Genomic DNA, 26,207 nt, shown 5'->3' with positions numbered 1-26,207 from the left:
GTTTTATACCCCCCGGGTCACACCTGAGGTGTGACCGGCCCTGCTGTGTCTCGCGGGATGCTGCTCAGGCGGCGGTGGGCTCGCGGAACGTGAGGTTGAACGCGGCCGGGCGGGTGGCGTCCGCGCAGAGAGTGTCGTACGGCGTGACGGGGGTGATCGCGGCTTCGCGACCAGCGTCCGCCGTCTCGGCGGTCGTGACGACGGTGGGGCTGAACGGGTTGGCACCAGTCATTCGAAAATCCTTCGAGTGGGCTGGGCAGTCGCGGCGTCGCGGGTTCGCGGTACGAGTGGTCCCAGCGGTGATGTGACGTGATCCGAGATCGCGCGGTGCGCGGAAGGGGGATCGTGAGCGGGGCGCTGAGTGCGTCATCGGCTGCTCGCTCTACGAGGAATCAATCACACCAAGCGTCGGCAGCACGATTCGAGGGGGCGCGACGGGGGTGGCGCGTTTGGCCGAAGATGCGTCGAACGTTTGCAGCATCTTCGGCCGAACAAGCCATCCAGCGTCCCGGAAAGGCTCGCTCAGCGTGTGATCGCGTAGGCGAACATGTCCTTCGGTTCGTCGCCCACACGCTGCCAGTTGCGCAGGAGTCCCTCGCGCACGAACCCGCACGTCTCAGCGGCGCGCCAAGAGCCCTCGTTCCACGGCTCGACGAAAAGGTCGAGTCGGGCGATCTCCTCATGTGCCATAGCCCAATCCTTCAGTACCCCAAGGGCTTCCGTGAGCAGACCGCTGCCACGGTGTGAGAGGGAGCCATCCAGTAGCCGGTCGTCGCACGGCCCTCGTTGAGATGCTGGGTCCACAGTCCGATGTGCCCCACTGCCTCGTCGGTTTCGCGCAGCGCGATGGCAAAGGCGTAACCGACGCCCTTGTCGAGACGGCCCTGCTGACGGCGAACGAAAGCCTCGGCATCCGCGAGCGTTCCCGATGCCGGCACACTCGTGATGAGGGGGATGAGTGGATCGTCGGCGACGGACTGGACGACCCCGACGTCGTCCAGTCGCCACGGACGCAGGCGCACCCGCCCAGACTCCGCCGTAGTGACCTTCCGAGGCAGCATGCGACCAGTGTGGCTCGCACGGGTCGTCGGGGCATCCCCTTTGCGGGACGCCGCGGTGGGCTCTCCGTGTCGCAGCTGGAGACTCGTCGCCGTATGGGTCGCTGGGGGTGACGGCGCCCGCACCTTCAAGGCAGGGTGCCCACGCCGGCCGCGCGCCGCCGTTATCAGCCCCTCTGCCAGAAGTCACCCTGTCTGAGGCGCCGCCCACACGGCGTTGCTCCGGCGGCAAGAAGCGCCCTTCTTGCGCGATGGCGGATCTGGATCGTCCAGGTCTGCGGGTGCACGATCAGGGAAACGGAGGAGGTTCACCATGGACGGTCAGCGGCCCGAGGCCACGGGAGTGCACGTGAGTGAGGCGGACGCGCAGCGGCAGGGCATCACGCAGATGACAGGCCTGGAAGCCGAGACGCGCCTTGCCTACGCCCGCTTCGGTGAACGAGAAGCTCGCGGCAATTCTCCTCTCTACGAGGAAGTTTCGGGTGCGATCGCTCGCGACGACACCTTGCTCGCACGCATCGAAACGCTCCCTGCCGCCAAGCGTCAGCCCAACCTCGTGCTCGGTGCGGCGCGCTACCTGAATGCGCCCGAAACCGGCGCGGATGCCTTCGTCACGTGGATGGTCGAACATTGGGACGCCGTCGAGCGCGTCGTCCGTGGGCGCGCCACGCAGACCAACGAAGCCGGACGCTGCGCCACCCTCCTGCCCTTCGTCGTCGGGGCGGCTCAGGGTCGTCCGATCGCTCTCGTCGAGGTGGGTTGCTCGGCGGGGCTGGCGCTCTTCCCCGACCTCTATGCCTACCGCTTCGATGCGGCCGACGGGGTTGCCGATCGCGTCGGTGCGGGTTCGCCTGAACTCGCGACCGCAGTGTCCGGGGCGCAGTTCGACCTCCCGATGGGCCTACCCCTCGTCGCCTGGCGCGGCGGCCTCGACCTCAACCCCCTCGACGTCCTCAGCGATTCCGCGAAGGCGCGCGACAACGCTCGCTGGCTCGAGGCGCTCGTCTGGCCCGGGCAGACGACGCGGGCCGAGCGACTGCGCGGGTGCATCGCCACGGTGCGCGGCCACCTCGGCACGCACCCCGGCGAGCGGCCGGTTGTCGTAAGGGGTGACGTCGTCGACGACCTCGACGAGCTGCTGCGCCAGGTGCCAGACGAGCTTCCTCTCGTGCTGTTCCACTCCGCCGTGCTCGCGTACACCGACGAGGCCACCCGAGCCGAGTTCGCCGACCGGATGCGTGAAATCGCCTCGCGGCCGGGTGGTTTCACGTGGATCAGCAACGAGGGCCCGGGCGTCATGCCAGGCATTGCGGAGACGGTGCCGGAGGGCGTTGAGGTGCCGGCGGGGCGCTTCATTCTTGCGGTCGACGGGGTCGCCCGCGCCCTCGTCGGGCCGCACGGTCAGGCCATCGAGTTCCTCGCTGGGTGAGTGCCAGGTGACCGGCGCCGGCTCGGGACGACCCCAGTTCGTCCCGAGCCAGCGGACGGATCACCGGCCGGCGCCGCCCGTCAGTGCGCGTGGCCCTCGTGTGCTTCCTTGTGGGCCGGCGCCTCGGCGACACCGTCGACTACAGCTATCTCGACCGGAGTGTTCGCGAGCGAGATGCGCTTGGCGACCTTGCCGCTCTCGAGGTCGATGACGACGAGTTCCTTGTTCTCCGCGTCCGTGACGTAGGCCTTGTCGCCGGCGACCTTGATGGCCGGGCCGGGCTCCTGCCAGTCCGCCTTCTCCTTCCAGGGCTTGATCGCGTCGATGCGCTTGGTCACCTTGCCGGTCTCGACGTCGATGACGTTGACCTTGCCGTCGTACGTCAGCACGAGCCCCTCACCCTCCGGGCCGCGCGCAAGGGAGCGGAACCAGTACGACGAGCCCAGCTCGACCGTGGTGAGTGAATCGTTGCGCGAGTCGATGAGCGCCACCTTCGTCGGGTGCTCGGCCTCGGCGTTCTCGTCGTCGATCTTCTTCGTCTTGTGGTCGCCGAGCACGATGGGCGACTCGTGCGAGCCGGCCAGGTTGCCGTTGCGCACGTACCCGCTCACCTTCACCTTGTGGAAGTCGCCGTCGCGGTAGACGACGGGGCCGCTCTCGCAGCCGAACACGGCGACGTCGTCGCCCTCGGAGTGCGGTGCCGCCTCGCCGTGGACGCCCTCGCAGTCGTCGGTGCGGGCGATCTCCTTGCCGTTCTTCGTCGCGACGATGCTCTTGCGCGCGTCCTTCGTGCCTTCGGTGTGCACCATCGTGCCGTCGGGCAGCGCGATGGCGACACCGTGGTGCGGGGCCTTCGTCTTCGCCGTGTGCGGTTCGACGGTCTTCGAGCCGACCTGGTCGGCGTCGAGCGTCTGGATCGTGCCCGCGCCGTCGGAGAACAGCGACACCTTGCCGGCGTGTGGCACGACGTGGCCGGCCTTCGGCGCGGCAAACGTCCGCTCGGCGAGGCCGGGCTCGTACGTGTAGTTGTGCTTGTGGTCGCCGTGCGGATGGCTGCTGATTCCCATGTCGAAGACGCGGAAGACGTCGGCGTCGCTCACCATGATGTGCCGACCGTCCCCGGCGTTCGACAGGCGCAGGAAGCCGGGCTTCTTCGTTTCCTTGAGCGTCTTGCCGGTCTCGGCGTCGAGCAGCGTGAGGCCCTGGTCGTGCGAGAGGAGCACGCGCGGGTTGACGGTGGCGGCCTCCTTCTCGTTGCTGCCGACGGGCGCCGTCGCGGTGGTCGATGACCCGGCGGACGAGGTCGAGTTGCCGCAGGCGGAGAGGGCGACGGCTGCGGTGGCCGTCAGGGCGAGTGCGCGCAGATGCGTTGTGGTGTTCATGGATGGAACACTAACTCATAATGAAAACCGTTCTCACTCCGGCGGTGATGCCACCTGGCCGCGGAGCGTCCGAAAACGGGTTGGGCAGACTTTCCTGCGGCTGGGCAGTGTCTGTGACGACCCAACGGCAGGAAAGTCTGCCCAGTGAGGAGGTGGCTCAGGCGGGGTCGACGCCGAGCGCCGTCCGCATCGCGCCAACGGCTTCGGCCATGCAGCGGCGTCCGAGATCCGTGGCGAGGATGTTGATGAACGGGTGCACGGCGTCGGTGTGGACCCGCAGGGTGGTGGCGACGCCGGCGCGCTCGAGCATCCGCGCGTAGGCGATGCCCTCGTCACGCAGCGGGTCGAACCCGGCCACCGCGACGTAGGCCGGGGGAAGGCCCGCGGCGACGAGCGCGTCGAGGTCGGTGGCGCGCAGCGGGGAGACGCGGGGGTCGGCGCGCAGAGCGTCGATATCGACGTCGCTGCTCCCACCGAGCGTCGGGCTGCCGGTGAGGTAGGTGGCCTCGTACCAGTCCATGTTGGCGCGGGTGAGGAAGTAGCCGCTGGAGAAGCGCTCGTAGCTGTCGGAGCGCGGCAGCGTGAGGTCGGTGACGGGCACGAAGAGCATCTGCAGGGCGGGCTTGGGGCCACCGTGGCGCGTCGTTTCCTGGGCGACGACGGCGGAGAGGTTGCCGCCCGCGGAGTCGCCCGCCACGGCGATGCGCTCCGGGTCGATGCCGAGGCGTTCGGCGTTGGCGTGGGCCCACCGGAAGGCGGCGACGGCGTCGTCGACCGCGGCGGGGAAGACGTGTTCGGGGGCGCGGCGGTAGTCGACGTTGAGGACGATGACCTCGCCGTCGGCGCACAGGGCGCGGGCCACGGCGTCGTGGGTCTGCGCTGATCCGAGCACCCAGCCGCCGCCGTGGAAGTAGACGACGCAGGGACGGGCTGTGCCGGGAGTGCGGGCGGCGTCGGCGTGCTTGCCCACGACGGTGACGGGGCTGGGGTTCGGGCGGTAGAGGAAAGCCGGGATGTCGCCGTCGGCGCCGTGCGCTGCGCCGTCGATCGTCACCTGTTCGACCGACGCCACGTCGGCGGGTTCGCCTGCGAACATCCAGGATTCGGCGGCAAGGGCGGTGCGGGCGTCGTCGACGGTGCGCTCGTCGAGTTCCTTGCCGCCGACGCGGCCGAGCACCTTGAGGCCGGTCGCGATGTCGGGGTCGAGGGCGCCGCCGTCGACGACGTGTGGGCGCCCTGCGGCGCGTTTGCGCGCCGACTTCGGGAGCGCGAGGAGCGCTTCGAAGGCGCGACGCTCGGCGCGTTCGGCTGCGGAGGGACGGTACGGGGTGGAAGGACGCTCGGCCATGGGTTTCACTGTGCCGGATAGCCTCGGTGCATGTCCTCGAATTCGCTGTTGATCCGGGTTGCCGCCGTCGTCTTTCGGGACGCCGAGGGGCGCGTCTTGACCGTCCGCAAGCGCGGCACGGAGCGGTTCATGCTGCCCGGCGGGAAGCCGGAGGCGGGCGAGGAGTTCATCGACACGGCGGCGCGCGAGGTGGACGAGGAGCTGGGGCTCGACGTCACACCGGACGACCTCGACGCCCTCGGCCGCTTCTCGTCGGACGCCGCCAATGAGCCGGGCCACGCACTGGAGTCGCACGTCTTCACCTACCGCGGCGTCCTGACGCAGGTGCCTGCCGTCGCGGCGGAGATCGACGAGCTGCGCTGGTTCACCGAGGCCGAACTGCGCACCCCGCCGCCCGGCGTCCTGCTGGCGCCAATGCTTCAGTTCAACGCCGTCCCGGCGATTTTCGACTGACCATCCAGAAGCCTCGGGAGATCGCGCAAGGTGCTGATGCGTGGCGACTCGAGATGGGTGTCATGGCGGTCGAGATGAAGCACCTGCAGGCCCACCTCTCGCGGAGCGCGCATGACGACGCCGGCGCGCACACCGCGACAGTAGCGGGTGGCACCGACGTCGTCAGGGTTCTCAGCGCGGAGTCAGGCCTAGGCCTTGACCGCGTCGAGGATGGCCTTGTTGAACGCGGGCAGGTCGTCGGGGTTGCGGCTCGTGATGAGGTTGCCGTCGACGACGACCGTCTCGTCGACCCACTCGCCGCCGGCGTTGCGGATGTCGGTCTGCAGGCTCGGGAACGACGCGAGGCGCTTGCCGCGCACGACGTCGGCCTCGACGAGCACCCACGGTGCGTGACAGATCGCGGCGACCGGCTTGCCCGACGCCACGAAGTTCTTGACGAAGGTGACGGCGTCCTCGTCGAGGCGCAGCGCGTCAGGGTTGGCGACGCCGCCGGGCAGCACGAGCGCGGCGTAGTCGTCGACGTTCGCCTTCGACACCTCGATGTCGACCTTCTGCGTGTCAGCCTTGTCGAGGTGGTTGAACAGCTGGACCTCGCCGCTCTCGGGGGAGAGCAGTTCGGCGGTGAAACCGGCGTCGGTGACGGCCTTCCAGGGCTCGGTCAGCTCGACCTTTTCGATGCCTTCGGATGCGGTGAGAAAAGCGATCTTTGCCATGTCTCCAACGTAATTGGACAGTGCGGGGCACGCCAACGCCCGCACGGGTGGAGTTGCGGGCGGCCGCGGTCGTGCGGGGCGAGCGCTCTGCATCGCGGGCGGGCGGCGCACAATGGCACGGTGAATGCAGACGGTGACGAGACCCCGGAGGCGGCCTACCGCCTCCTTCACGAGCGCGCCGTCGGGCAGCCGCCGACGCCGGGGGAGCGTTCGCTGTCGGCCGCGCAGTACGACTCGGCCCGGGCCGACTACCTTGCAGAGAAGCGCATCGTCGCGAAACCGGGCGTTGCGATCTGGCCGCCGACATCGCAGACCCTCATGAAGCGCCTGGGCAACGGCTCGTGGAGTACGGCCATGACGAGCCTCGGCCTCACGACGAACTCGGGCCGAACCCGTGGAACCGGCTCGTTCAGCGACGACGACTACCGTTCCGCTGTCGCCGAATTCCTTGACGCTGCAGCGGATGGCGACAACCGATCCGTGACGTCGGATTCGTTCGCGCAGTACATCGTGTGGGCGAAGGCGCGCTCGTCCGAAGGTGCGAAACGCCCGAGCGGCGCGGCCGTCCGTCAGCATTTCGGTGGCTGGGAGACAGCGAAAACAGCAGCGCGGGCCTGAGCCGCGTCAGCTGGTGGCCGCCGCCACCGTCTCGAGCACTCCCGGACCGTAGCGGTCGAGCTTTGCGGCGCCCACGCCGCTTATCTTTCCGAGCGCGACGATCGTCGTCGGAGCCGCTGTCGCGATGGCCCGCAGCGTGGCGTCGTGAAACACGACGTACGCGGGCACGCCCTGCTCCTTCGCCGTGGCGGCGCGCCACGCGCGCAGTTGCTCGAACAGTTCCGCCTCGGCGCCCGTCAGATCGGCAGTCGCCTTCGCACTCTTGCCACCACCGGAGCTCGATCGGGTCTTGCGTCGCTCCGGCTCCGTGCGCATCGCGAGCTGACGCTCCCCGCGCAACACCGTGCCCGACGCCTCCGTCAGCCCGAGCATCCCGTAGTCGCCCTCGACGTCGAGCAGGCCCGCCGCCAGCAGTTGCCGAACGACGCCGCGCCACCCACGCTCCTCGAGTTCGGTGCCGATAGCGAATGTCGTGAGGTCGGTGTGGCCGAGTTTCACCACACGCTCTGTCTCGCGCCCGAGCAGGATGTCGATGAGATGGCCTGAGCCGTAACGCTGCCCGCGTCGGTCGAGCCTGACGACCGTCGACAGCAGCTTCTGTGCCGGAATAGTGCCGTCCCACGTCTTCGGCGGTTCGAGGCAGGTGTCGCAGTTGCCGCACGGGCCGGTGCCCGGCTGCCCGAAGTAGGCGAGCAACTGCTCGCGTCGGCAGGTGACGGTCTCGCAGAGCGCCAGCATTGCGTCGAGGTGGCGCCCCAGGTTGCGCTGGTGCGCGGCGTCGCCGTCACTCGTCGCGATCATTTTGCGCTGCTGCACGACGTCGGCGAGCCCGTACGTGAGCCACGCCGTCGACGGCTGGCCATCACGTCCCGCGCGCCCCGTCTCCTGGTAGTAGCCCTCCACCGACTTCGGCAGGTCGAGGTGGGCGACGAACCGCACGTCGGGCTTGTCGATCCCCATGCCGAAGGCGATCGTCGCCACCATGACGAGGCCGTCCTCGCGCAGGAAGCGCGACTGATTGGCCGCGCGCACCTGGCGATCGAGGCCCGCGTGGTACGGCAGGGCCGGGATGCCCTTGCTCTCGAGGAACGCCGCCGTTTTCTCCACCGACGCCCGCGAAAGGCAGTAGACGATGCCGGAGTCTCCCGCGTGCTCCGCCTGCAGGAACGCGAGGAGCTGCTGCTGCGGCGAATCCTTCGCGACGATGCGGTACGTGATGTTCGGCCGGTCGAAGTCGGCAACGAAGTGCCGCGCGTCCTCGAGCTCGAGGCGGGTCGCGATCTCGCGGCGCGTGGCGTCGGTGGCCGTGGCGGTGAGGGCGACGCGCGGCACGCCGGGCCAGCGCTCGTGCAGCATCGACAGCCGCAGGTAATCGGGCCGGAAGTCGTGGCCCCACTGCGACACGCAGTGCGCCTCGTCGATGGCGAACAGGGCGATGCGCGCGTTGTCGAGCAGCCGCTGCGTCTCGGGCACGAGGAGTCGCTCGGGCGCGAGATAGAGCAGGTCGAGCTCGCCCGCGAGGAGGGCCTGCTCGGTGGCCGCCCGCTCGTTGGGCAGCTGCGTCGAGTTGAGAAAGCCGGCGCGCACGCCGAGGGCCGAGAGGGCGTCCACCTGGTCGGCCATGAGCGCGATGAGCGGCGAGATGACGACGCCCGTCCCCTCCCGCACGAGCGAAGGCACCTGGTAGCACAGCGATTTGCCGCCACCGGTCGGCATGAGAACGAGAGCGTCGCGCCCGGCGATGAGCTCGTCGACGACGGCCGCCTGATCACCGCGGAAGTCGTCGTACCCCCACACGCGTTGCAGCACCTCGCGGGCAGCGCTTGGTGCAGCAGGAGGGGTGTTCGCGGCAGGCATGGCGTCGGGCTCGCTCTGGTGGGACATCGCGGCCAGCCTACGGGGGAGCCCCTCGGCGCGCTGGCGCCCGGACGACGCGGATTTCGGTCGCTGCGCTCGCCCCGCGCCCGCACTGCCCCGTCATAGGGTCGAAACGACGAGGAAGGGAGCGCTCACATGGCAGACGTCACGCAGATCGGGCACTGGATCAACGGAGCACGGGTCGCAGGGGAATCGGGTCGCGAGGGCGACGTGTTCAACCCCGCCACCGGCCAGGTCACCGGACGGGTGGCGCTCGCGTCGCCCGGCGAACTCGACACGGCCGTCGCGACCGCCCGCGCCGCGCTGCCCGGCTGGCGCGACACGGGTCTGACGAAGCGCACCGCCGTCATGTTCAACCTCCGCGAGATCATCACGGCGCGCAGCGACGAACTCGCCCGCATCATCACGAGTGAGCACGGCAAGGTCGTCTCCGACGCCGCCGGCGAGGTGACGCGCGGCCTCGAGAACGTCGAGTTCTGCGCCGGCCTCATGCACCACCTCAAGGGCGACTACTCCGAGCAGATCTCGACAGGCGTCGACGTTCACTCCGTGCGCCAGCCCGTCGGCGTCGTCGCGTGCATCACGCCCTTCAATTTCCCCGCCATGGTGCCGCTGTGGATGGTGACGACGGCGATAGCCGCCGGCAACACCGTCATCCTCAAGCCGAGCGAGCGCGACCCCTCAGCGGCCCTCTGGCTAGCCGAGGCGTTCAGCGAAGCCGGTCTTCCCGACGGCGTGCTCAACGTCGTCAACGGTGACAAGGAAGCCGTCGACGGCATCCTCGATCACGACGACGTCGCGGCCGTCTCCTTCGTCGGCTCCACCCCCATCGCCCAGTACATCTACGAGCGAGCAGCGGGCAAGGGCAAGCGGGTTCAGGCACTCGGCGGCGCGAAGAACCACATGGTCGTCATGCCCGACGCCGAACTCGACGGCGCCGCTGACGCCGCCGTCTCCGCCGCGTACGGCTCCGCGGGCGAGCGCTGCATGGCGGTCTCCGTCCTCGTCGCCGTCGGCGAGGTGGCCGACCCGCTCGTCGAGAAGATCGCCGAGCGCATGAAGAAGCTCACCATCGGCGACGGCACCGACGAAGCCTCGGAAATGGGCCCCCTCATCACCGCCGAGGCGCGTGACCGCGTCGCCTCCTACGTCGAGGGCGCCGCCGGTGAGGGGGCCACGGTCGTCGTCGACGGCCGCGAGAAGACCTTCGACGGCGACGGCTTCTTCATCGGCACGAGCCTCGTCGACAACGTGCGGCCCGGCATGAAGGTCTACGACGAGGAGATCTTCGGGCCCGTGCTGTCGGTCGTGCGCGTCGACACCTTCGAGGAGGCCGTGAAGCTCGTCAACGACAACCAGTTCGCCAACGGCGTCGCCATCTTCACGCGTGACGGCAAGAGCGCGCGCGAGTTCGAGTACGCCATCGAGGTGGGCATGGTGGGCGTCAACGTGCCCATCCCCGTGCCGGTCGGCTCGTTCAGCTTCGGCGGCTGGAAGAAGTCGCTCTTCGGCGACACACACATGTACGGCCCCGAGGCGTTCAACTTCTACACGCGCCGCAAGGTCGTCACGTCGCGCTGGCCGGAGCCGACCGAGAGCCAGGTCGACCTGGGCTTCCCGACGCACTGAGTGAGCACTGTCGTCGCACGGGTGGAACGTCCGCTCGTGCGACGACACGTGTCCAGGGCGTCGTCTCTCAACCGATGACGATGCCCTGCGCCACTGCGACGACCAGCGCCCCGTCGACGTCCATCCGTGTGTTGCCGAAGCGGGCCCCGGCGAGGTTGACGCTGTCGACCCTCGCGCCGCGCAGGTCCGCCTCGCGCAGGTCGCAGCCGCGCAGCGTCGCGCCCGTGAGGTCGGCGTCGTCGAAGACGACGCGCTTGAGTGACGACTCGCTGAGATCGGCCTCGGCCAAGCGCACGTCCGACAGGTCGAGCCCGTCGAGCTTCGCCTGGCGCATCGTCACCATCGGCCACTGCCCACCGCGGACGACGGCGTGGGTCCACGAGCAGTCGGCGAACGTCGAACCCGAGAGCTTGCACCCGGCGAGCGTCGCCATGAAGAACCCGCAGTCGCTCAACGTGCACCCGGTGAACGCGACCTGCTCGAGCTGCGCGTCGTTGAACCGACAGTTGAAGAACGCGCACCCTTCGAACACCGTGGCGGCCATCGTCTTCTCCGTGAAGTCGCAGCCGTTGAAGCGGCAGGAGATGAAGCGTCGGCCGTCGAGATCGGTGTCGTAGAAGTCCACTTCGACGAAGCGTTCGTTCTTGGTGAGTGCGGTGTCGTCGGCCATGCCACGCATTGTGTCTCGTCGCTCCGACAACCCCGGCAGAGGCCTCGCCGAAACTCAGCCCCGGACGGAAGGCGCCGCCGTCATCCCGGCTGCGACCCTCGAACGACCCGCCGGCCCCACGGATGTCCACCCTGAGGATGACGCCGTGTCCACCCTGAGGATGAATTTTCGGCGAAGGGTCGAAATGGGGGATGTCCCTCAGGGCTCACGCAGCGTCAGGTGCCTAGGGTTTGAAGCATGATCACAGTAGAGGCGTTGACCAAGAGCTACGGGGGAACCGTGGCCGTCGACAACGTCACCTTCAAGGCCGAGCCGGGCCGAGTCACCGGCTTCCTCGGCCCGAACGGTGCCGGTAAGTCGACGTGCATGCGCATGATGACGGGGCTGACGCCGCCCACGAGCGGCCACGCCACCATCCTGGGAAAGAAGTACGACGAACTGACGAACCCGGGACGCCACGTCGGTGTCCTGCTCGACGCGAGTGCTCAGCACGCCGGACGCACCGGCCGTGAGGTGCTCACGCTCGGCGCCAAGACGATGGGCCTCGGCACCGACCGCGTCGACGAAATTCTCGACGTCGTCGGCCTCACGCCGCCGGAGGCGAAGCGTCGCGTGGGCGACTACTCGCTCGGTATGCGTCAGCGCCTCGGCATCGGGCACGCGCTGCTCGGTGACCCCGAGGTGCTCATCCTCGACGAGCCGGCCAACGGCCTCGACCCGGCCGGTATCCGCTGGATGCGTGGCCTCCTGCGCTCCTACGCCGAGCGTGGCGGCACCGTGCTCCTGTCGAGCCACCTGCTCCACGAGGTCGAGCAGATCGCCGACGACCTCGTCATGATCGGCCGCGGCCGCATCGTGCGTCAGGGCACGAAGCAGGAGCTGCTGCGCGGTGCGGGCACCAACGCCCACAGCACCGACGACGCTGCCCTCGCCTCCGCGCTGCAGGCCGCGAACATTCCCGTGCAGCGCACGCAGACCGGCATCCACACGCCGGCCGAACCCATCGAGGTGGGCAAGGTCGCTGCCGCGAACGGCATCGTCCTCGTCCAGCTCGGCCAGGCCGGCGGCTCCGGCCTCGAAGAGATGTTCCTCAACCTGACCGCCGCCGACTCCCGAGAGGTTGCGCGATGAGCACCCCCATGAACCCGAACCAGCCGCAGGGCGGAGGGCACTACCCGCCGCAGCAGCAGCCCGCTATGGCGGGCGGCCCGGGCGCGCAGGTGCCCCAGAAGGCTCCTCAGGGCGCGCAGTTCACCCCCCAGCAGGGCAGCGGCGCTCCGACCCAATCACGCCTGCCAAGCCGACTCGGTGACGAGGGACGCACGTCCCCGGTCTCCTTCGGGCGCCTCTTCGCCGTCGAGATGCGCAAGATGATCGACACGCGCGCCGGCAAGTGGCTCCTCATCGCCATGGGCGTCCTCATCATCATCGCGTCCGTCGCCGTGATGGTGAACGGGCGTCGGACGTCGCCGGAGTTCGGCAACTTCGTTGCCGCCGCAGGCATCCCGATGGGCTTCCTCCTGCCGATCCTGGGCATCCTCACCGTCACGAGTGAGTGGTCGCAGCGCACGGCGCTCGTCACGTTCACGCTCGAGCCGCGACGCTCCCGTGTCGTCCTCGCGAAGTGGGCCGTGGGGTTGCTGTTCGGTGCGCTCTCAATCGCGTTCGCCTTCGCCATCGGCGCGTTGACGACCTTCATCGCGCAGGCCGTGTTCGGTCACGACGCCAACTGGTCGATGTCGTGGGGCTCGGTGGGCGGCAACGGGCTCGCGCAGCTCATCGCCGTCTCGATCGGTATCGCGTTCGGTCTGGCGTTCCAGAACACCCCGGCCGCGATCTGCTCGTACCTGTTCATCCCGATCCTCGTGAGCATCGTGACGTCGTTCGGTGAGACGATGCGCAAGGTCGGCGAGTGGATCGACCTCAACCTCACGACGCAGCCGCTCTACAACGGCACGATGTCGAACGAAGGGTGGGCGAAGTTCGCCGTCGCGCACGTGCTGTGGCTCGTGGTTCCGATGGTCATCGGATTCATCCGCCTCAACAAGCGCGAGGTGAAGTCGTCCTGACCCAGGTCGACTGACCGTCCGGCGGGCCTCGGTCGCCGACGGGAGCAAAACACCCTCGGTGGGAGCGTCACGGCGCTCCCACCGAGGGTGTTTCGCTCCCATCGCCCGAGTCGTTCATGTTCCGTTCGCGCCGGCGACTCGCCGTCGTCAGGTCGGAGGCGTGGGATGCAGGGGCTGCCCGCACCTTGACTTGGAGGATTCACGTGAAACATCGCACCCCGGCCGCCCTTGCTGCTCTCGCCTGCCTCGCAGGCATGGCTCCCACTCAGGCGGTTGCGGCCTCTGACGGCGCGAAGCATCATGCGGGCTACACCTTCGCCGTCATCGGTGACGTCCCCTACGGCCAGGCGCAGATCGAGGCGTTCCCGAAGTGGGTCGACGAGATCAACGCCGACCCCGACGTGCGACTCGTTCAGCACGTCGGCGACATCAAGAACGGCTCGACGCGCTGCGACGACAGCTACTTCGCCTCGATCAAGAAGCAGTTCGACCGTTTCCGCGACCCGCTCGTCTACACCCCCGGCGACAACGAGTGGACCGACTGCCACCGCCCGAACAACGGCTCGTACAACCCCTTGGAGCGCCTCTCTGCCGTCCGTTCCACGTTTTTCGCGAAGAACAACACGACGAACGGGCGCCCCCAGCACATCGACGGCGTCAACCGCGCCTTCCCGGAGATCGTGACGTGGCGCAAGGCGAAGGTGAGCTTCGCCGCGCTGCACGTCGTCGGGTCGAACGACGACCTCGCGCCGTGGACCGGTATCGGCGAGAAGGCGGCGACGCCGGCGCAGGTTGCCGAGCAGAAGGCGCGGATGAACACCAACCTGGCGGCGCTGCGCTCGACGTTCGCCGACGCGAAGAAGCACAAGTCCCGCGCCGTCGCGGTCTCTCTCCAGGCGGACATGTTTGACCCGACGTACGACGTGCCGCACGAGAACAACACGGCGTTCACGCCACTTGTCGCCGAACTCGTCAAGCAGTCGAACGCGTTCCATGGCCCCGTCTACCTCATCAACGGGGACTCGCACGTCTACACCAGCGACCGGCCGCTGGCGAGCGGCTCGCGGTGGCTCTCGTTCTACGGCGTCAAGGTCAGCGCGAACAACCTCACCCGCATCACGGTGGACGGTTCGGACAACAACAAGGGCTGGCTCAAGGTGAGTGTGACCGATTCACCCGCAGTCCTCGAGTGGAGCCGCGTCCCCTACCGGACGCAGGCCGGCTGACCGACGGGAGCATCTGCGCCGACGGGAGCAGGACACCCTCGGTGGGAGCGTCGCAACGCTCCCACCGAGGGTGTTTCGCTCCCATGGCCTGGGGCGCTCCGTCGAGGGACGCGTCACCGGCTCGCGGGCCGCTTCCACTCGTCAGTGCTGACATTGCCACCCGTGACGACGACGGCGACCGAACCGCCCTGCGCTTCCCCGTCCCGCTTCTGACGAGCACGCAGCCCTGCGAGTGACGCAGCTGCGGCGCCCTCGGCGAGCAGGTGGGCGTGGGTGGCGAGCAGGTGCGCGGCGTCGTCGATGGCGTCGTCCGGCACGAGTTCGAACGCGGCGAGTCCGACATTGCCTGCCGTGCCGCGCGAGCCGCGCAGGACGCTCTGCGGCGTGGCGAAGGCGCATCCCGTGGCCAACCCGCTGACGCGGGTGTTGGCCTCTTGGGAGACTTCCGCCTCACATCGTCGAGGTCGAACCGCCGGAAGCCGCCGCGTTGCTGCGCTCGGGGCAGGTCGACGTCGCCATCACGTTCGCCTATTCCGGGCAGCACTTCGATGACGACGTCACCGTTGAGCACCTCGGGTGGGACGCGTTGCACCTCGTCGAACCATCTCGTTCGGTTGGCGGCACGATCGCGGAGGGGCGCGCCTCCGGCGAGCGGGAAGCGACGGGCCTGCGGCCGGAAGAACTGCGAAGGTTCTCCGACGACCGGTGGATCGCGGGCTGCGAGCGCTGGCGCACAGGGCTGCTCGACCTGTGCGCCTCCGTCGGAATCGAGCCCGACATCGGCTTCGCCAGTGACGACGTCGTCGCCGTACAAGCTCTCGTGGCAGCGGGTTTCGGGGTGACGTTGCTGTCTGCACTCGCGCTCGCGGGCCACCGCAACCCAGGCGTCGTCACGCACTCCGTTGTCGGTGCGGGCCGAGAACTGCACGGCGCGACGTACGGCGCACCGCCGCGCCCGGCCGCCGTCGAGGAGGTCGTGCAGACGCTGCTCGGCCTGTCGTGGATCGCGTGACGAAAGGTTGAGCCGTGTCTCGACGGCGCGTCGATCGTGAGGGCCTGCAGTGAACGGTTGTGCGGCGCTCATTGCCCGAGAACGCGTCGTGCCTGACGCGTTTCCGGACGATGTTCGGACGCGCTGGGCGTCAGGGCGGGCCGTCCAGGCCGAAGACTCCGCCGAACGGATCGACGAGCTGGCAGATGCTGCGCCCGCCGCCGATCGTGAGCGGCCCCCGATGATGCTCGGCTCCCGCATCGAGAAGCGCCTCGCGATGGGTGCTGACTCCGTCCGTCGCGAAGTAGGCAACGACGCTGGTACCGAACGGGTTGCGCTCGACGTCGGCGGGGTGGAAGCCGATCTCGGCACCATCGACCTCGACGAACCAGAACCCCGAATCAACCTGCACGGCAGTCGATTCCACGCGCAAGACGCGCTCGGCGTACCACCGGCATGACGTCTCCGGGTCTCGCGCAAAGATCATGACGCCGCGAAGTGGGTGGGTGTGCTCGTGGGTCGTCATGGCCCCAGGTTGCCACGGTCGGACGGTGAGATGGTCGCGACTCGACCACGCCGTCGCGAACGAATGTGACCGTGAATCGCAGATGTGCACACAGCCGTCGGCCTGAGAACTCGGGGCGCGCCGCGAGGGGGGCGGGTCGTTCACGCGATGTTCACGCGGCCCGCTGTTGGACAGGGCGACCAGATAGGCTAAAGTGGAGTCATTCCAGTTAAGGAATGCTTGCGGCGGCGCCACGCTCGCCGCCGATCCCCAACGCGAAGGAGCATGACGTGTCGCTCATCAACACGACCATCAAGCCGTTCAAGGCCACCGCTTTCAAGCAGGGCGAATTCGTCGAGGTTTCCGAGGCCGACGTCGCCGACAAGTGGAGCATCTTCTTCTTCTACCCGGCCGACTTCACGTTCGTCTGCCCGACCGAGCTCGGCGACCTCGCCGACTACTACGACGAGCTGCAGAAGCTCGGCGTCGAGGTCTTCTCCGTCTCCACCGACACCCACTTCACGCACAAGGCGTGGCACGGCTCGTCCGAGACGATCGGCAAGATCAACTACGCCATGATCGGTGACCCGACGCTCCAGATCTCGCGCAACTTCGAGATCCTGCGCGAAGACGAGGGCCTCGCCAACCGCGGCACCTTCCTCGTCGACCCCGACGGCGTCATCCAGTTCACCGAGGTCACCTCCGAGGGCATCGGCCGTAACGCCGCCGAGCTCGTCCGCAAGGTCAAGGCCGCCCAGTACATCCGCAACCACCCGGGCGAGGTCTGCCCCGCCAAGTGGGAAGAGGGCGAAGACACGCTGGCCCCCTCGCTCGACCTCGTGGGCAAGATCTGACCGTTGCGATTCGCGGAGCCGCGGGGCTGAATCCTCGCAAGTTCGGGCTCTCAGCCTCGCGGCTCGCTCATCGCGCACCCCAAGCCGGTGACGACGGGCGCGTTCACCCCTTCCGCGCCCGCCGCCACCCCCGTCCCCCGGGCCGCGGGTGGAAGCCGGCGAGAAGGCCCCCCAGGTTCTCGCCGACTCCCACTCCCGACCCGACTCCCCGCTCGCCTCACGTCGTGACGTGCGAGCGACGCCCGTCCAACTCCCAGGAGGCACCCCATGGCCGTCCTCGACCAGAACATGACCGCCCAGCTCAAGCAGCTGCTCGGCAACCTTCGCGAGCCCGTCGAACTGCGCGCCAGCCTCGACGACTCCGACAAGTCCAAGCAGACCGAAGAGCTCCTCAAGGAGATCGAGGCACTCCACGACCTCGTCTCCTACTCGCGCACCGACGAGAACGAGCGCCGCCCCTCCTTCGAAATCGCGCGCCGCGACACCGATGTCGGCGTCCACTTCGCGGGCCTGCCGCTCGGCCACGAGTTCACCTCGCTCGTGCTCGCACTCCTCCAGGTCGGCGGCCACCCCGTCAAGATCAGCGACGAGCAGGCCCAGCAGATCCGCGACATCGAAGGCGAGTTCCGCTTCGAGACGTACATGTCGCTCTCCTGCCAGAACTGCCCCGACGTCGTGCAGGCGCTCAACGCCATGAGCGTCATCAACCCGAACATCCACCACATCGCCATCGAGGGCGGCGCCTTCCAGCACGAGATCGAAGAGCGCGACATCAAGGCCGTGCCGACGGTCTACCTCAACGGCGACGTGTTCGGTCAGGGCCGCATGACGATCCAGGACTTCATCTCGAAGCTCGACACCGGCGCAGACGCCAAGGCCGCCGAGAAGCTCAGCGCCAAGGACGCCTTCGACGTCCTCGTCGTCGGCGGTGGCCCCGCCGGTGTGGCGGCCTCGGTCTACACCGCACGCAAGGGCATCTCCACCGGCCTCGTCGCCGACCGCATCGGCGGCCAGGTGCTCGACACCATGGCCATCGAGAACTTCATCTCGATGCCGTACACCGAGGGCCCCAAGCTTGCCGCGGCGCTCGACCAGCACCTGCACGAGTACGAGATCGACGTCATGAAGGGCCAGAGCGTCGCCAGCATCGAGGACGACGGCGACCTCAAGAAGGTGACGACCGAGACCGGCGCCACCCTGCGTGCCAAGCAGCTCATCCTCGCCACCGGCGCCCGCTGGCGCCGCATGAACGTGCCCGGAGAAGAGGAGTACCGCAACAAGGGCGTCACGTTCTGCCCGCACTGCGACGGCCCCCTGTTCAAGGGCAAGAAGGTCGCCGTCATCGGCGGCGGTAACTCCGGCGTCGAGGCCGCCATCGACCTCGCCGGCGTCGTCGGCCACGTCACCGTGCTCGAGTTCCTCGACACCATGCGCGCCGACGAGGTGCTGCAGCGCAAGCTGAAGTCGCTGCCGAACGTCGACATCGTCATGTCCGCTGCGACGACCGAGGTTCTCGGCGACGGCAAGGCCGTCACCGGCCTTGAGTACACCGACCGCGAGAGCGGGGAGACGAAGAAGCTCGACGTCGAAGGCGTCTTCGTCCAGATCGGTCTCCTGCCGAACACCGAGTTCCTCGACGGCGTCGTCGAGCTCAACGAGCGCAAGGAGATCGTCGTCGACGCCCGCGGCGGCACCTCCGACCCGGCGATCTTCGCCGCCGGCGACGCGACGACCGAGCCCTACAAGCAGATCGTCGTCGCAGAGGGTTCCGGCGCCACGGCCGCGCTCGGCGCGTTCGACGCGAGCATCCGCGTCTGACGCAGCCCGCACCACAAGGGTCGAAACGTTCCCCTCGTGTGCCCAAGCACACCGCTTGCGCACAAGAAGGGAAGGCTTCGGCCCTTCGTGCGTGATTGATGACGCCCACCCCGCGCGCCGCATAACGGGAAGGTCACGCGTCGTTGCTACCGTGGCCTGTCTCCCGGGAACCGGGTGAACATCCCGACACGCACGGCCAGGAGGCGTAACGCATGCTCGAACAGTTCCGCCTCATCCTCAAGGCCCTGCCGTGGACGGGCCCGGCCATCGTCGTCGGAGCATTCCTCGCGCTGGTGTCCTTCTTCCTCTTCGCCCGACGCCGCTCGCACGCCGACCGAGTCGGTTTCGCGCTCGTCGTGTGGTGCCTCGTCGTCGCGGCCGTCGTCACGCTGAGCCCGGTCAAGAACGACTACTTCGGGATCCCGGCGGCGGGGTGCGATTGGTCGATCTGGCGCCCGCTCGCCCGTGACTACTGGTTCAGCTCCGGCTCCCGGCCGCCGAATGTCTGGCTGCTTTTCCCCGCCGGTGTCGGCGTCATGCTCCTCGACGGATTCTGGCGCAAGTTCCTCGGCATCGCGTTCCTCCTCGCGCTCCCACCGGGGATCGAGACGATCCAGGATCTTTACCCCGAGCTCAAGCGCAGCTGTTCGAGCCAGGACGTCGTCGACAACTGGACGGGTCTCGCCATCGGGCTGCTCATCGGTGCGGCGCTCGCGCTCCTCGTCGGCATCTACCGCTTCTTCCGTGGCAAGGCGCGCGCCCGTCGCGAGCGCAAGGACGCCGCGCTGTACGGCGAACCCGCAGCAGCGACGCCCGCCGCCCAGGCCGACCTCCCGCTCGGTGGCGGTGAGCCCGACGCCGTGCGCTACGACGAGTTCTCCGACTTCGACGACCGCCCCAACTCGACCCGCTGGTACGAGGACGACGGCTACACCGCGACGCAACCACGGCCGTCACGCGGAGGTCTGCGCGACGACGACGGACGCACCCGCGCGATGCCGACCGGCCGCCATCTCGACCCGGAGAGCCCGTACTCCCCGGAGTCGAGCGACCCCGACGACCCGGACGCCACCCAGATCATCCGCCGTCGGTGAACACCCTCGCGACCTGACATCCTGACGCCATGAGCATCAGCCGGGTCGCCGTCGTCGGGTCGGGGCCCAACGGCCTCGCCACTGCCGTGACGCTCGCGCGCGCCGGCCTCGCCGTCGACGTCCTGGAACGTAACGCCTGGCTCGGTGGGGGAGCCGCCACCCGCGAAATCACCCTCCCCGGGTTTCGGCACGACCTCGCGAGCGCGGTGCACCCGATGGCGCTCGCAAGCCCCTTCTTCCAATCCTTCGGGCTCGCCGACCGCATCGACATCGCCGTCCCGGAGATGTCGTTCGCCCACCCGCTGCCCGACGGCCGTAGCGGCTTCGGGTACCGCGATCTCGACCGGGCCGCCGACGCGATCGGCCGTGACGGCGGCGCGTACCGAGCCTTCCTCGGGCCGGTCGTCGACCACCTCGCCGGAACGGTCGATCTCATGCTCAACTCGTTGCTTCGCGTGCCGCGCGACCCGGTGGCCGCCACGATCTTTGCCGCCCGCGTCGCCGAGGCCGGCACCCCCGCCTGGAACGCCCGGTTCGCGGAGGGGATCGCGCCCGCTATGCTCACCGGTTGCGCGGCTCACGCCATCGGCCGACACCCCAGCCCGGCGCTCGCCGGCGGCGGGCTCCTCCTTGCTGCCACGGCCCACGCGGCCGGGTGGCCCGTTCCCGTTGGCGGCTCACAGGCCATCGTCGACGCTCTCGCGGCCGATCTCGAGGCGCACGGTGGACGCATCGTGCTCGATCGCGGGGTGACAGACCTCGACGAACTCGACGAGTACGACGCCTGCGTCCTCGACGTCGGTGTACCCGCCTTCCTCGATCTCACCGGAGAACGCCTGCCCGCGAAGTACGCGCGGGCCCTGCGCCGCTACCGGCACGGGCGCGGTGTGAGCAAGGTCGACTTCGCGCTCGCCGGGCCGGTGCCGTGGGCTGATGCCCGTCTCGGCGAGGCGCCCACAGTCCACCTCGGCGGAACGCGCGCCGAGATCGCTCTAGCCGAACGGCAGGTCGCTCGCGGCTGGGTGCCCGAGCGTCCGTACGTCCTTGCGGTGCAGCCGAGCGTCGTCGATCCCACCCGAGCACCGGAGGGAAAGGCGACGTTCTGGGCCTACCTCCACGTGCCTCACGACAGCAATCTCGACGCCACCGACCTCGTCACACGCGCCGTCGAGGAGTACGCGCCGGGCTTCTCCGACCTCGTCCTCGCGAGCGTCGCGACGCGGGCCACCGACTTCGCCGAGGCGGTGAGCCCCAACTTCGCCGGGGGCGATTTCGCGGGCGGCGCGGTGAGCGTCGCGCAGATGGTGAAGCGACCCGTGGTGTCGACCGCGCCCTGGCGTACCCCGCTCGACGGCGTCTATCTCGGCTCCGGCGCGACGGCGCCCGGCCCGGCCGTTCACGGCATGAGCGGCTGGCATGCCGCGCGCACACTGCTCGCCGACCACGGCGTCGAGGCGCCGTCCCTCGCGCCGTCAGTTACGCGAAAGTAGCTTTCCTTGCCCGAAGCGCCCACCCGAGGCGCCTCGACGCGCGAGACTGGGGTTCTTGGGCGGCCCACTCGGGCTACCGCGACCACCAGCCGACTCTGTGCAAGGGGACGACGATGACGACGCAGGCAGACACGAGCAAGACGACGGCGAAGCGCGTGCACGCGTTCGGTGACGACGCGCTCGGGACGCACGACGCCACGGGGCTGGCCGCCGCCATCGCGGCCGGCGAGGTGAGCGCGAGCGAAGCTGTCGAAGCCGCGTTGGCACGTGTCGAAAAGGTCGACGGCGTCCTCAACGCCCTCGAGTTCCTCGACGCGAAGCGGGCCCGTCAGCGCGCCGGCCGCATCGACTCCGGCCTGAGCGGCGGCGTTCACGACAAGCACGGCGCCGGTCTGCGCGGCGTGCCGAGCGCGTTCAAGGACAACATCGTTGTTGCGGGTGTGCCCATGACGCAGGGCTCACAGGCCATGCCGCGCGTGAGCAACCGCCGCAGCGGCAAGATCGCCACACAGATGCTCGCCACCGGCCTCGTGCCGATCGGCACCACGACGATGCCCCCCTTCGGCTGGACGGCGACGACGGAGCGTCCGGGCGACGACGTCACCCGCAACCCGTGGGACACGAGCCGCTCCTCGGGCGGTTCGTCCGGTGGCGCCGCGGCCCTCGTCGCGTCGGGTGCCCTGCCGATCGCGCACGGCAACGACGGTGGTGGCTCCATCCGCATTCCTGCCGCGGCCTGTGGCCTCGTCGGTCTCAAGCCGACGCGACGACGCCTCGTGCTCGGCGAAAGCGCGGCGTCCATGCCGGTCAAGATCGTCGCCGACTCGGTTCTCACCCGCACAGTGCGCGACACGGTGACCTTCTTCGAGGAGGCCGAGCGGGTGCGCCGCAACCGCAAGCTGCCCGCCATCGGCGTCAGCGCGAACCCCGAGCTGGAGGCTCCGCTGCACGTGGGCGTCATGGTCGACAGCCCTTTCGCGCCGCCGTCGGACGCCGACACGCGCGCTGCCGTCGAGGGCGCCGCGAAGCTGCTCGGCGAGCTCGGTCACCACGTCGAGGAGTGGGAGCCGAACATCCCGGCGAGCTTCCAGGAGGACTTCCTCGACTACTGGGCCTTCCTCGCGTACAACACGGCAGCGGGCGGAAAGCGCCTGTTCCACAAGGATTTCGACGCGAGCAAGCTCGACCCGTTCACGCTGGGGCTTGCACGCCGCGGCAAGCGTCGCCTCGCGCACGCACCCGTCTTCCTCTCGCGCCTGCAGGCGAGCAGCAAGGTTTACGACCGACAGATGGCCAAGGGCCCGGACGTCGTCCTGTCGCCGGTGCTCGGGCACATCACGCCGGAGATCGGGCACCTCGCGGGCGACCTCGACTTCGAGACGCACATGGAGCGCGTACTCAAGTACTGCTGCTTCACCCCGCTGCACAACGCGACGGGCGCCCCGGCCATCAGCCTCCCGCTCGGCGCGACGGCCGACGGCCTTCCCGTGGGCGTCATGGTGTCCGGGCGAGGCGGTGGCGAGAACACCCTGCTGCGTCTCGCGCTGCAGGTCGAGAAGGCGCAGCCGTTCCGCCGCCTCGACACCGTCTGACCACTCACCGGCCCGCCCTGTCGGGGGCGCCTGCAAGGATGACGCCATGAGCGACGACTTCGACAACGACCCGTACGACGAAGCGCCCGTCCACCAGCTCGACGAGGACGGCGACGTCGACTTCGACGAGGGCGTCGGCCCCGACGTCGACGGTGACGAGCTTCCCGACGACACGAGCCGCACCGCGAGCGATGAGTCCGACGGACGCTGACCCCGCGCGCCCCGATGGCACTCTCGAAAGCGATCTCGAGAGTGCTGCTGTGACGACCCCCGACTCGCTCGCACAGACGAAGGGCCGGGGCGTTCGTTGGCCCGGGTCCGTGCTGGCCGTTCCACCGTTGTGTCCCCGTGCGGCGCTCACTCGACGTCAGGTGCTCACCGAGACCTGGCTCGTTCTCCTCGTGAGCCTCGGTGCAAGCGCCATCTGGTCGACCATCTCGCTGCTGCGCAAGGCGCTCGAGGCCCGCGCCGCCGGCACGTCGCTCAGCACGAAAACCTCCACGCTCAACGCGTCCCGCTCGTCGCTCGAGTGGCTCGACGCCCTCAGCCAGTTCATCGGCATTGCGCTCGCCCTCGTACCGGCGGCGCTCGCCGCCCACCTCCTCGGGCGTTCGATGCGCAACCCGCTGGGGTTCATCGGCCTCGACGGCACGCGCAAAGGCCCCGACGCGGTGCTCGGCGCGCTGCTCGCCGCCGTAATCGGTTTGCCCGGCCTCGCGCTGTACCTCGGCGCCCGTGCTGCGGGCCTCAACACGACCGTCGTCGCGTCGGGCCTCTCCGATCACTGGTGGGTCGTGCCCGTCCTCGTCCTCGCGGCTGTGCAGAACGCGCTGCTCGAAGAGGTCGTCATGGTGGGCTACCTCTTCACGCGGTGGTCGCAGGCGGGGTGGGGGCGCACGAAGGTCATCGTGGTCAGTGCGCTCATCCGCGGTGGGTACCACCTCTACCAAGGCATCGGCGGGTTCGTCGGCAACGTCGTCATGGGCCTGATCTTCGGGTGGCTCTACACCCGCACGCGCCGTGTCATGCCGCTCGTCGTGGCCCACACGATCCTCGACATCGTCTCGTTCGTCGGGTATGCGCTGCTCAAGCCACACGTCTCCTGGCTCTGACCCGTTTCACTCCGCGAACAGACGGTACGAACCTCTATTGATCATTGCTCAATACGGCGCGAAGTGACTAAGCTCACGTTCATGACCAACCTCGCTGACAACCTCGTGCGCACGGCGCAGAAGCTGCCCGACGGGGCCGCCATCAGGCTCGACGACTTCACCCTCACCTGGCAGCAGCTCGACGACGCCACGCAGCGCGTCGTCACCTTCCTGCGCGACCACGGCATCGAGCCCGGTGACCGCGTCGCGCTGAGCCTGGCGAACGTCCCCGCCTTCCCCGTCATCGCCTACGGCGTGTGGCGTTCCGGTGCCGTCCTCGTGCCGATGAACCCGCTGTTCATGGCGCGCGAGGTCGAGTACTACCTCGAGGACGCGGGCGTGAAGCTCGTCTTCGGCATGGGCGGCGAATCGGCCAAGGGCGCGGCCAACAAGAACGTCGAGTACGTCGAGGTCGGTGCCGATCAGCTCCAGGGCGTCCTCGGTGCGCTCGAGCCGACGCCGGACGTCGTGGACCGCGCCGACGACGACACCGCCGTCATCCTCTACACCTCCGGCACGACCGGCCGCCCGAAGGGCGCCGAGCTCACGCACCGCTCGCTCGACATCAACCAGGAGGTCTCGGCTCGCACGCTCATGGCGATCACCTCCGACGACGTCATCATGGGCTGCCTGCCGCTGTTCCACGTCTTCGGCCTCACGTGCGGCCTCAACACCTCCGTCGCCACGGGCGCCACGCTCACGCTCATCCCGCGCTTCGACCCGAACAAGGCGCTCGACGTCGTCGGCCGCGACAAGGTGACTATCTTCCAGGGCGTGCCCACGATGTATCAGGCGATGCTCGCCGCGGCCGCGAACCGTGACGACTACGACATGTCGTCGCTGCGCACCTGCGCTTCGGGCGGTTCGGCGATGCCCGTCGAGGTGCTCAAGAAGTTCGAGCAGCGCTTCGAGGCGACGGTCCTCGAGGGCTACGGCCTGAGCGAGACCTCGCCCGTCGCGTCGTTCAACCACCCGAACGCAGAGCGCAAGCCCGGTTCGATCGGTACGCCGATCGAAGGCGTCGAGATGATCGTCGCGGACAGCGACGGCAAGCCCGTTGCCCAGGGTGAGGTCGGCGAGATCGCCATTCGCGGCCACCTGCTCATGAAGGGCTACTGGAATCGCCCCGACGCCACGGCCGAGGCCATCCGCGACGGCTGGTTCTTCAGCGGTGACCTCGCCCACCAGGACGAGGACGGCTACTTCTTCATCGTCGACCGCGCCAAGGACATGATCATCCGCGGCGGGTACAACGTGTACCCGCGCGAGGTCGAGGAAGCGCTCTACGAGAACGAGGAGATCGCCGAGGTTGCCGTCGTCGGTGTGCCCGACGAGCACTACGGCGAGGAGATCGCAGCCTTCGTCGTGCGCACGCCGGGCTCGTCGCTCTCCGAGGACGACGTCAAGGAATTCGCGAAGGCCCGCGTCGCCGCCTACAAGTACCCGCGCACCGTCACGTTCATCGACGCGCTGCCGAAGGGCGCCACCGGCAAGATCCTCAAGCGCGAACTGCGCAGCTGACCCTCCACGCGAACGCCACCGTCGGACTCTCGAAGAGCCCTGCGGTGGCGTTCGCGTGCGAACTATCATGGACGGCATGACCAGTTCGCGTGGCGACCATCTCCTCCTCATCGTGGCCCGACTCAACCGGTGGGCCACTCGCCGCGCCCAACTGCCTGCGCCGGCGGCCCAGCTGCGTCTGCTCTCCCTGATGAACGATCTCGGCCCGTCCCGCATCGGTGATTTGGCCGTTGCGGACAACTCCTCACAGCCGACGATGACGACGCAGGTGCAGCGCCTCGAGGCACTCGGCCTCGTCTCGCGCACCGCCGACACGCGTGACGCGCGCGCCACGCTCGTGTCGATGACGGAGGCGGGCCGCGAGGTGCTCATGGAAGCGCGCGCAGCGCGTGCGGAGGTCGTCGTCCCGCTGCTCGAGGGGTTCACCGAGGACGAGCTGGAAACCCTCGACGCGGCCCTCGACATCCTCGACCGTGGCCTCACAGCACAGCGCAACAGCAACGGACGGCGCTGACACCGTCACGCATCACAGCACCACGACGCGGGGGGGGGGGGGGGGGGGGGGGGGCGCGGGCCCCCCCCGGGGGGGGGGGGGCGCCCGCCCGGCGGGGGGGGGGGGGGGGCGCCCCCCGGGGGGGGGGGGGGGGGGGGGGGGGGGGGGGGGGGGGGGGGGGGGGGGGGGGGGGGGGGGGCGGGGGGGGGGGGGGGGGGGGGGGGG

The 26,207-nt window shown here is 69.1% G+C and carries 27 protein-coding genes; 17 read left to right on the top strand and 10 right to left on the bottom strand.

Annotated elements, in window-relative coordinates; all coding sequences use genetic code 11:
• Positions 1–64 precede the first annotated feature (64 nt).
• The 3 genes from K9D12_RS13715 to K9D12_RS13710 form a co-directional block, all read right to left on the bottom strand.
• Positions 65–232 carry a hypothetical protein gene (locus K9D12_RS13715; RefSeq protein WP_165357966.1) on the bottom strand — a complete coding sequence of 56 codons (168 nt, stop codon included), beginning with the start codon at positions 230–232 and terminating at the stop codon, positions 65–67.
• A 290-nt stretch (positions 233–522) separates the two neighbouring features.
• On the bottom strand, positions 523–690 hold the full coding sequence (locus K9D12_RS14985; RefSeq protein ID WP_225911316.1) for a GNAT family N-acetyltransferase: 168 nt from the start codon (positions 688–690) through the stop codon (positions 523–525).
• Between the two features lie 11 nt (positions 691–701).
• Entirely contained in the window at positions 702–1,061 is a 360-nt protein-coding gene (locus K9D12_RS13710) for a GNAT family N-acetyltransferase (protein ID WP_225911315.1), read from the bottom strand.
• A 310-nt stretch (positions 1,062–1,371) separates the two neighbouring features.
• On the opposite strand from K9D12_RS13710, the gene K9D12_RS13705 reads away from it, so the two are divergent.
• A complete protein-coding gene (locus tag K9D12_RS13705; RefSeq protein WP_205744917.1) occupies positions 1,372–2,487 on the top strand; it encodes a DUF2332 domain-containing protein in 1,116 nt (371 codons plus the stop codon).
• An 80-nt stretch (positions 2,488–2,567) separates the two neighbouring features.
• Here K9D12_RS13705 and K9D12_RS13700 read toward each other — a convergent pair whose 3' ends face one another.
• Together K9D12_RS13700 and K9D12_RS13695 are read right to left on the bottom strand one after the other, a co-directional pair.
• Complete coding sequence (locus K9D12_RS13700) at positions 2,568–3,869, bottom strand: hypothetical protein (RefSeq protein ID WP_225911314.1); 1,302 nt, start codon at positions 3,867–3,869, stop codon at positions 2,568–2,570.
• A 157-nt stretch (positions 3,870–4,026) separates the two neighbouring features.
• Positions 4,027–5,217 carry an alpha/beta hydrolase gene (locus tag K9D12_RS13695; protein ID WP_118914739.1) on the bottom strand — a complete coding sequence of 397 codons (1,191 nt, stop codon included), beginning with the start codon at positions 5,215–5,217 and terminating at the stop codon, positions 4,027–4,029.
• A gap of 30 nt (positions 5,218–5,247) precedes the next feature.
• Between K9D12_RS13695 and K9D12_RS13690 the strand changes: the two genes are divergently transcribed.
• The gene (locus K9D12_RS13690) at positions 5,248–5,670 is read left to right on the top strand and encodes an NUDIX domain-containing protein (RefSeq protein WP_129666356.1); all 423 of its coding nucleotides are present in this window, start codon (positions 5,248–5,250) and stop codon (positions 5,668–5,670) included.
• Between the two features lie 188 nt (positions 5,671–5,858).
• Here the strand turns inward: K9D12_RS13690 and K9D12_RS13685 are convergent, their stop codons facing one another.
• Positions 5,859–6,383: a type 1 glutamine amidotransferase domain-containing protein gene (locus tag K9D12_RS13685; RefSeq protein ID WP_129666359.1), complete on the bottom strand. Its 525-nt coding sequence runs from the start codon at positions 6,381–6,383 to the stop codon at positions 5,859–5,861.
• 120 nt (positions 6,384–6,503) lie between these two features.
• On the opposite strand from K9D12_RS13685, the gene K9D12_RS13680 reads away from it, so the two are divergent.
• Entirely contained in the window at positions 6,504–7,001 is a 498-nt protein-coding gene (locus K9D12_RS13680) for a hypothetical protein (protein ID WP_129666361.1), read from the top strand.
• A 6-nt stretch (positions 7,002–7,007) separates the two neighbouring features.
• On the opposite strand, the gene recQ is transcribed toward K9D12_RS13680, so the two are convergent.
• Positions 7,008–8,885 carry a DNA helicase RecQ gene (recQ, locus tag K9D12_RS13675; RefSeq protein WP_370448537.1) on the bottom strand — a complete coding sequence of 626 codons (1,878 nt, stop codon included), beginning with the start codon at positions 8,883–8,885 and terminating at the stop codon, positions 7,008–7,010.
• A 129-nt stretch (positions 8,886–9,014) separates the two neighbouring features.
• Between recQ and K9D12_RS13670 the strand changes: the two genes are divergently transcribed.
• Complete coding sequence (locus K9D12_RS13670) at positions 9,015–10,508, top strand: CoA-acylating methylmalonate-semialdehyde dehydrogenase (RefSeq protein ID WP_129666363.1); 1,494 nt, start codon at positions 9,015–9,017, stop codon at positions 10,506–10,508.
• Positions 10,509–10,575: 67 nt separating this feature from the next.
• On the opposite strand, the gene K9D12_RS13665 is transcribed toward K9D12_RS13670, so the two are convergent.
• Positions 10,576–11,178 carry a pentapeptide repeat-containing protein gene (locus tag K9D12_RS13665; protein ID WP_165357967.1) on the bottom strand — a complete coding sequence of 201 codons (603 nt, stop codon included), beginning with the start codon at positions 11,176–11,178 and terminating at the stop codon, positions 10,576–10,578.
• Positions 11,179–11,415: 237 nt separating this feature from the next.
• Here K9D12_RS13665 and K9D12_RS13660 point away from each other — a divergent pair, with 237 nt between their 5' ends.
• The 3 genes from K9D12_RS13660 to K9D12_RS13650 all read left to right on the top strand — a co-directional run bounded on the left by K9D12_RS13660 (position 11,416) and on the right by K9D12_RS13650 (position 14,473).
• Positions 11,416–12,309, top strand: a complete 894-nt coding sequence (locus K9D12_RS13660) for an ABC transporter ATP-binding protein (RefSeq protein WP_047310794.1) — start codon at positions 11,416–11,418, stop codon at positions 12,307–12,309.
• Positions 12,306–13,247, top strand: a complete 942-nt coding sequence (locus K9D12_RS13655) for an ABC transporter permease (RefSeq protein ID WP_223060501.1) — start codon at positions 12,306–12,308, stop codon at positions 13,245–13,247. The genes K9D12_RS13660 and K9D12_RS13655 overlap by 4 nt, the downstream gene beginning before the upstream one ends.
• A gap of 203 nt (positions 13,248–13,450) precedes the next feature.
• A complete protein-coding gene (locus K9D12_RS13650; protein WP_129666369.1) occupies positions 13,451–14,473 on the top strand; it encodes a metallophosphoesterase in 1,023 nt (340 codons plus the stop codon).
• A 113-nt stretch (positions 14,474–14,586) separates the two neighbouring features.
• On the opposite strand, the gene K9D12_RS13645 is transcribed toward K9D12_RS13650, so the two are convergent.
• Positions 14,587–14,883 carry a hypothetical protein gene (locus tag K9D12_RS13645; RefSeq protein ID WP_205744919.1) on the bottom strand — a complete coding sequence of 99 codons (297 nt, stop codon included), beginning with the start codon at positions 14,881–14,883 and terminating at the stop codon, positions 14,587–14,589.
• Positions 14,884–14,960: 77 nt separating this feature from the next.
• Here K9D12_RS13645 and K9D12_RS13640 point away from each other — a divergent pair, with 77 nt between their 5' ends.
• Positions 14,961–15,485, top strand: a complete 525-nt coding sequence (locus tag K9D12_RS13640) for a LysR substrate-binding domain-containing protein (RefSeq protein ID WP_165357968.1) — start codon at positions 14,961–14,963, stop codon at positions 15,483–15,485.
• Between the two features lie 130 nt (positions 15,486–15,615).
• Here K9D12_RS13640 and K9D12_RS13635 read toward each other — a convergent pair whose 3' ends face one another.
• Entirely contained in the window at positions 15,616–15,990 is a 375-nt protein-coding gene (locus tag K9D12_RS13635; RefSeq protein ID WP_129666373.1) for a VOC family protein, read from the bottom strand.
• A gap of 269 nt (positions 15,991–16,259) precedes the next feature.
• Between K9D12_RS13635 and ahpC the strand changes: the two genes are divergently transcribed.
• The 9 genes from ahpC (at position 16,260) to K9D12_RS13590 (ending at position 26,003) form a co-directional block, all read left to right on the top strand.
• A complete protein-coding gene (gene ahpC, locus K9D12_RS13630; protein WP_047311193.1) occupies positions 16,260–16,823 on the top strand; it encodes an alkyl hydroperoxide reductase subunit C in 564 nt (187 codons plus the stop codon).
• Between the two features lie 267 nt (positions 16,824–17,090).
• Complete coding sequence (ahpF, locus tag K9D12_RS13625) at positions 17,091–18,641, top strand: alkyl hydroperoxide reductase subunit F (RefSeq protein WP_129666375.1); 1,551 nt, start codon at positions 17,091–17,093, stop codon at positions 18,639–18,641.
• Between the two features lie 212 nt (positions 18,642–18,853).
• Complete coding sequence (locus K9D12_RS13620) at positions 18,854–19,735, top strand: hypothetical protein (protein ID WP_129666377.1); 882 nt, start codon at positions 18,854–18,856, stop codon at positions 19,733–19,735.
• 29 nt (positions 19,736–19,764) lie between these two features.
• The gene (locus K9D12_RS13615) at positions 19,765–21,225 is read left to right on the top strand and encodes an NAD(P)/FAD-dependent oxidoreductase (RefSeq protein ID WP_129666378.1); all 1,461 of its coding nucleotides are present in this window, start codon (positions 19,765–19,767) and stop codon (positions 21,223–21,225) included.
• Positions 21,226–21,338: 113 nt separating this feature from the next.
• Positions 21,339–22,817: an amidase gene (locus K9D12_RS13610; protein ID WP_047310789.1), complete on the top strand. Its 1,479-nt coding sequence runs from the start codon at positions 21,339–21,341 to the stop codon at positions 22,815–22,817.
• Between the two features lie 46 nt (positions 22,818–22,863).
• A complete protein-coding gene (locus K9D12_RS13605; RefSeq protein WP_156170145.1) occupies positions 22,864–23,028 on the top strand; it encodes a hypothetical protein in 165 nt (54 codons plus the stop codon).
• Positions 23,029–23,077: 49 nt separating this feature from the next.
• A complete protein-coding gene (locus K9D12_RS13600) occupies positions 23,078–23,929 on the top strand; it encodes a CPBP family intramembrane glutamic endopeptidase (protein ID WP_370633525.1) in 852 nt (283 codons plus the stop codon).
• Positions 23,930–24,010: 81 nt separating this feature from the next.
• Positions 24,011–25,489 carry a long-chain fatty acid--CoA ligase gene (locus K9D12_RS13595; protein ID WP_129666384.1) on the top strand — a complete coding sequence of 493 codons (1,479 nt, stop codon included), beginning with the start codon at positions 24,011–24,013 and terminating at the stop codon, positions 25,487–25,489.
• 76 nt (positions 25,490–25,565) lie between these two features.
• A complete protein-coding gene (locus tag K9D12_RS13590; protein ID WP_052946913.1) occupies positions 25,566–26,003 on the top strand; it encodes a MarR family winged helix-turn-helix transcriptional regulator in 438 nt (145 codons plus the stop codon).
• Positions 26,004–26,207 lie beyond the last annotated feature (204 nt).

Source organism: Dermacoccus sp. Tok2021, from assembly GCF_019895135.1.
In the GTDB taxonomy this organism is placed as follows: Bacteria; Actinomycetota; Actinomycetes; order Actinomycetales; family Dermatophilaceae; genus Dermacoccus; species Dermacoccus abyssi.
The sequence above is the reverse complement of the archived record's forward strand: the minus strand, read 5'-3'. Positions and strand labels throughout refer to the sequence as shown.

What these genes read in the sequence shown, in the direction of transcription:
- K9D12_RS13715 (WP_165357966.1), bottom strand. Translation starts at nt 232, where the DNA reads ATGACTGGTGCCAACCCGTTCAGCCCCACCGTCGTCACGACCGCCGAG.
- K9D12_RS14985 (WP_225911316.1), bottom strand. Translation starts at nt 690, where the DNA reads ATGGCACATGAGGAGATCGCCCGACTCGACCTTTTCGTCGAGCCGTGG.
- K9D12_RS13710 (WP_225911315.1), bottom strand. Translation starts at nt 1,061, where the DNA reads ATGCTGCCTCGGAAGGTCACTACGGCGGAGTCTGGGCGGGTGCGCCTG.
- K9D12_RS13705 (WP_205744917.1), top strand. Translation starts at nt 1,372, where the DNA reads ATGGACGGTCAGCGGCCCGAGGCCACGGGAGTGCACGTGAGTGAGGCG.
- K9D12_RS13700 (WP_225911314.1), bottom strand. Translation starts at nt 3,869, where the DNA reads ATGAACACCACAACGCATCTGCGCGCACTCGCCCTGACGGCCACCGCA.
- K9D12_RS13695 (WP_118914739.1), bottom strand. Translation starts at nt 5,217, where the DNA reads ATGGCCGAGCGTCCTTCCACCCCGTACCGTCCCTCCGCAGCCGAACGC.
- K9D12_RS13690 (WP_129666356.1), top strand. Translation starts at nt 5,248, where the DNA reads ATGTCCTCGAATTCGCTGTTGATCCGGGTTGCCGCCGTCGTCTTTCGG.
- K9D12_RS13685 (WP_129666359.1), bottom strand. Translation starts at nt 6,383, where the DNA reads ATGGCAAAGATCGCTTTTCTCACCGCATCCGAAGGCATCGAAAAGGTC.
- recQ (WP_370448537.1), bottom strand. Translation starts at nt 8,885, where the DNA reads ATGTCCCACCAGAGCGAGCCCGACGCCATGCCTGCCGCGAACACCCCT.
- K9D12_RS13670 (WP_129666363.1), top strand. Translation starts at nt 9,015, where the DNA reads ATGGCAGACGTCACGCAGATCGGGCACTGGATCAACGGAGCACGGGTC.
- K9D12_RS13665 (WP_165357967.1), bottom strand. Translation starts at nt 11,178, where the DNA reads ATGGCCGACGACACCGCACTCACCAAGAACGAACGCTTCGTCGAAGTG.
- K9D12_RS13660 (WP_047310794.1), top strand. Translation starts at nt 11,416, where the DNA reads ATGATCACAGTAGAGGCGTTGACCAAGAGCTACGGGGGAACCGTGGCC.
- K9D12_RS13655 (WP_223060501.1), top strand. Translation starts at nt 12,306, where the DNA reads ATGAGCACCCCCATGAACCCGAACCAGCCGCAGGGCGGAGGGCACTAC.
- K9D12_RS13635 (WP_129666373.1), bottom strand. Translation starts at nt 15,990, where the DNA reads ATGACGACCCACGAGCACACCCACCCACTTCGCGGCGTCATGATCTTT.
- ahpF (WP_129666375.1), top strand. Translation starts at nt 17,091, where the DNA reads ATGGCCGTCCTCGACCAGAACATGACCGCCCAGCTCAAGCAGCTGCTC.
- K9D12_RS13620 (WP_129666377.1), top strand. Translation starts at nt 18,854, where the DNA reads ATGCTCGAACAGTTCCGCCTCATCCTCAAGGCCCTGCCGTGGACGGGC.
- K9D12_RS13615 (WP_129666378.1), top strand. Translation starts at nt 19,765, where the DNA reads ATGAGCATCAGCCGGGTCGCCGTCGTCGGGTCGGGGCCCAACGGCCTC.
- K9D12_RS13610 (WP_047310789.1), top strand. Translation starts at nt 21,339, where the DNA reads ATGACGACGCAGGCAGACACGAGCAAGACGACGGCGAAGCGCGTGCAC.
- K9D12_RS13605 (WP_156170145.1), top strand. Translation starts at nt 22,864, where the DNA reads ATGAGCGACGACTTCGACAACGACCCGTACGACGAAGCGCCCGTCCAC.
- K9D12_RS13595 (WP_129666384.1), top strand. Translation starts at nt 24,011, where the DNA reads ATGACCAACCTCGCTGACAACCTCGTGCGCACGGCGCAGAAGCTGCCC.
- K9D12_RS13590 (WP_052946913.1), top strand. Translation starts at nt 25,566, where the DNA reads ATGACCAGTTCGCGTGGCGACCATCTCCTCCTCATCGTGGCCCGACTC.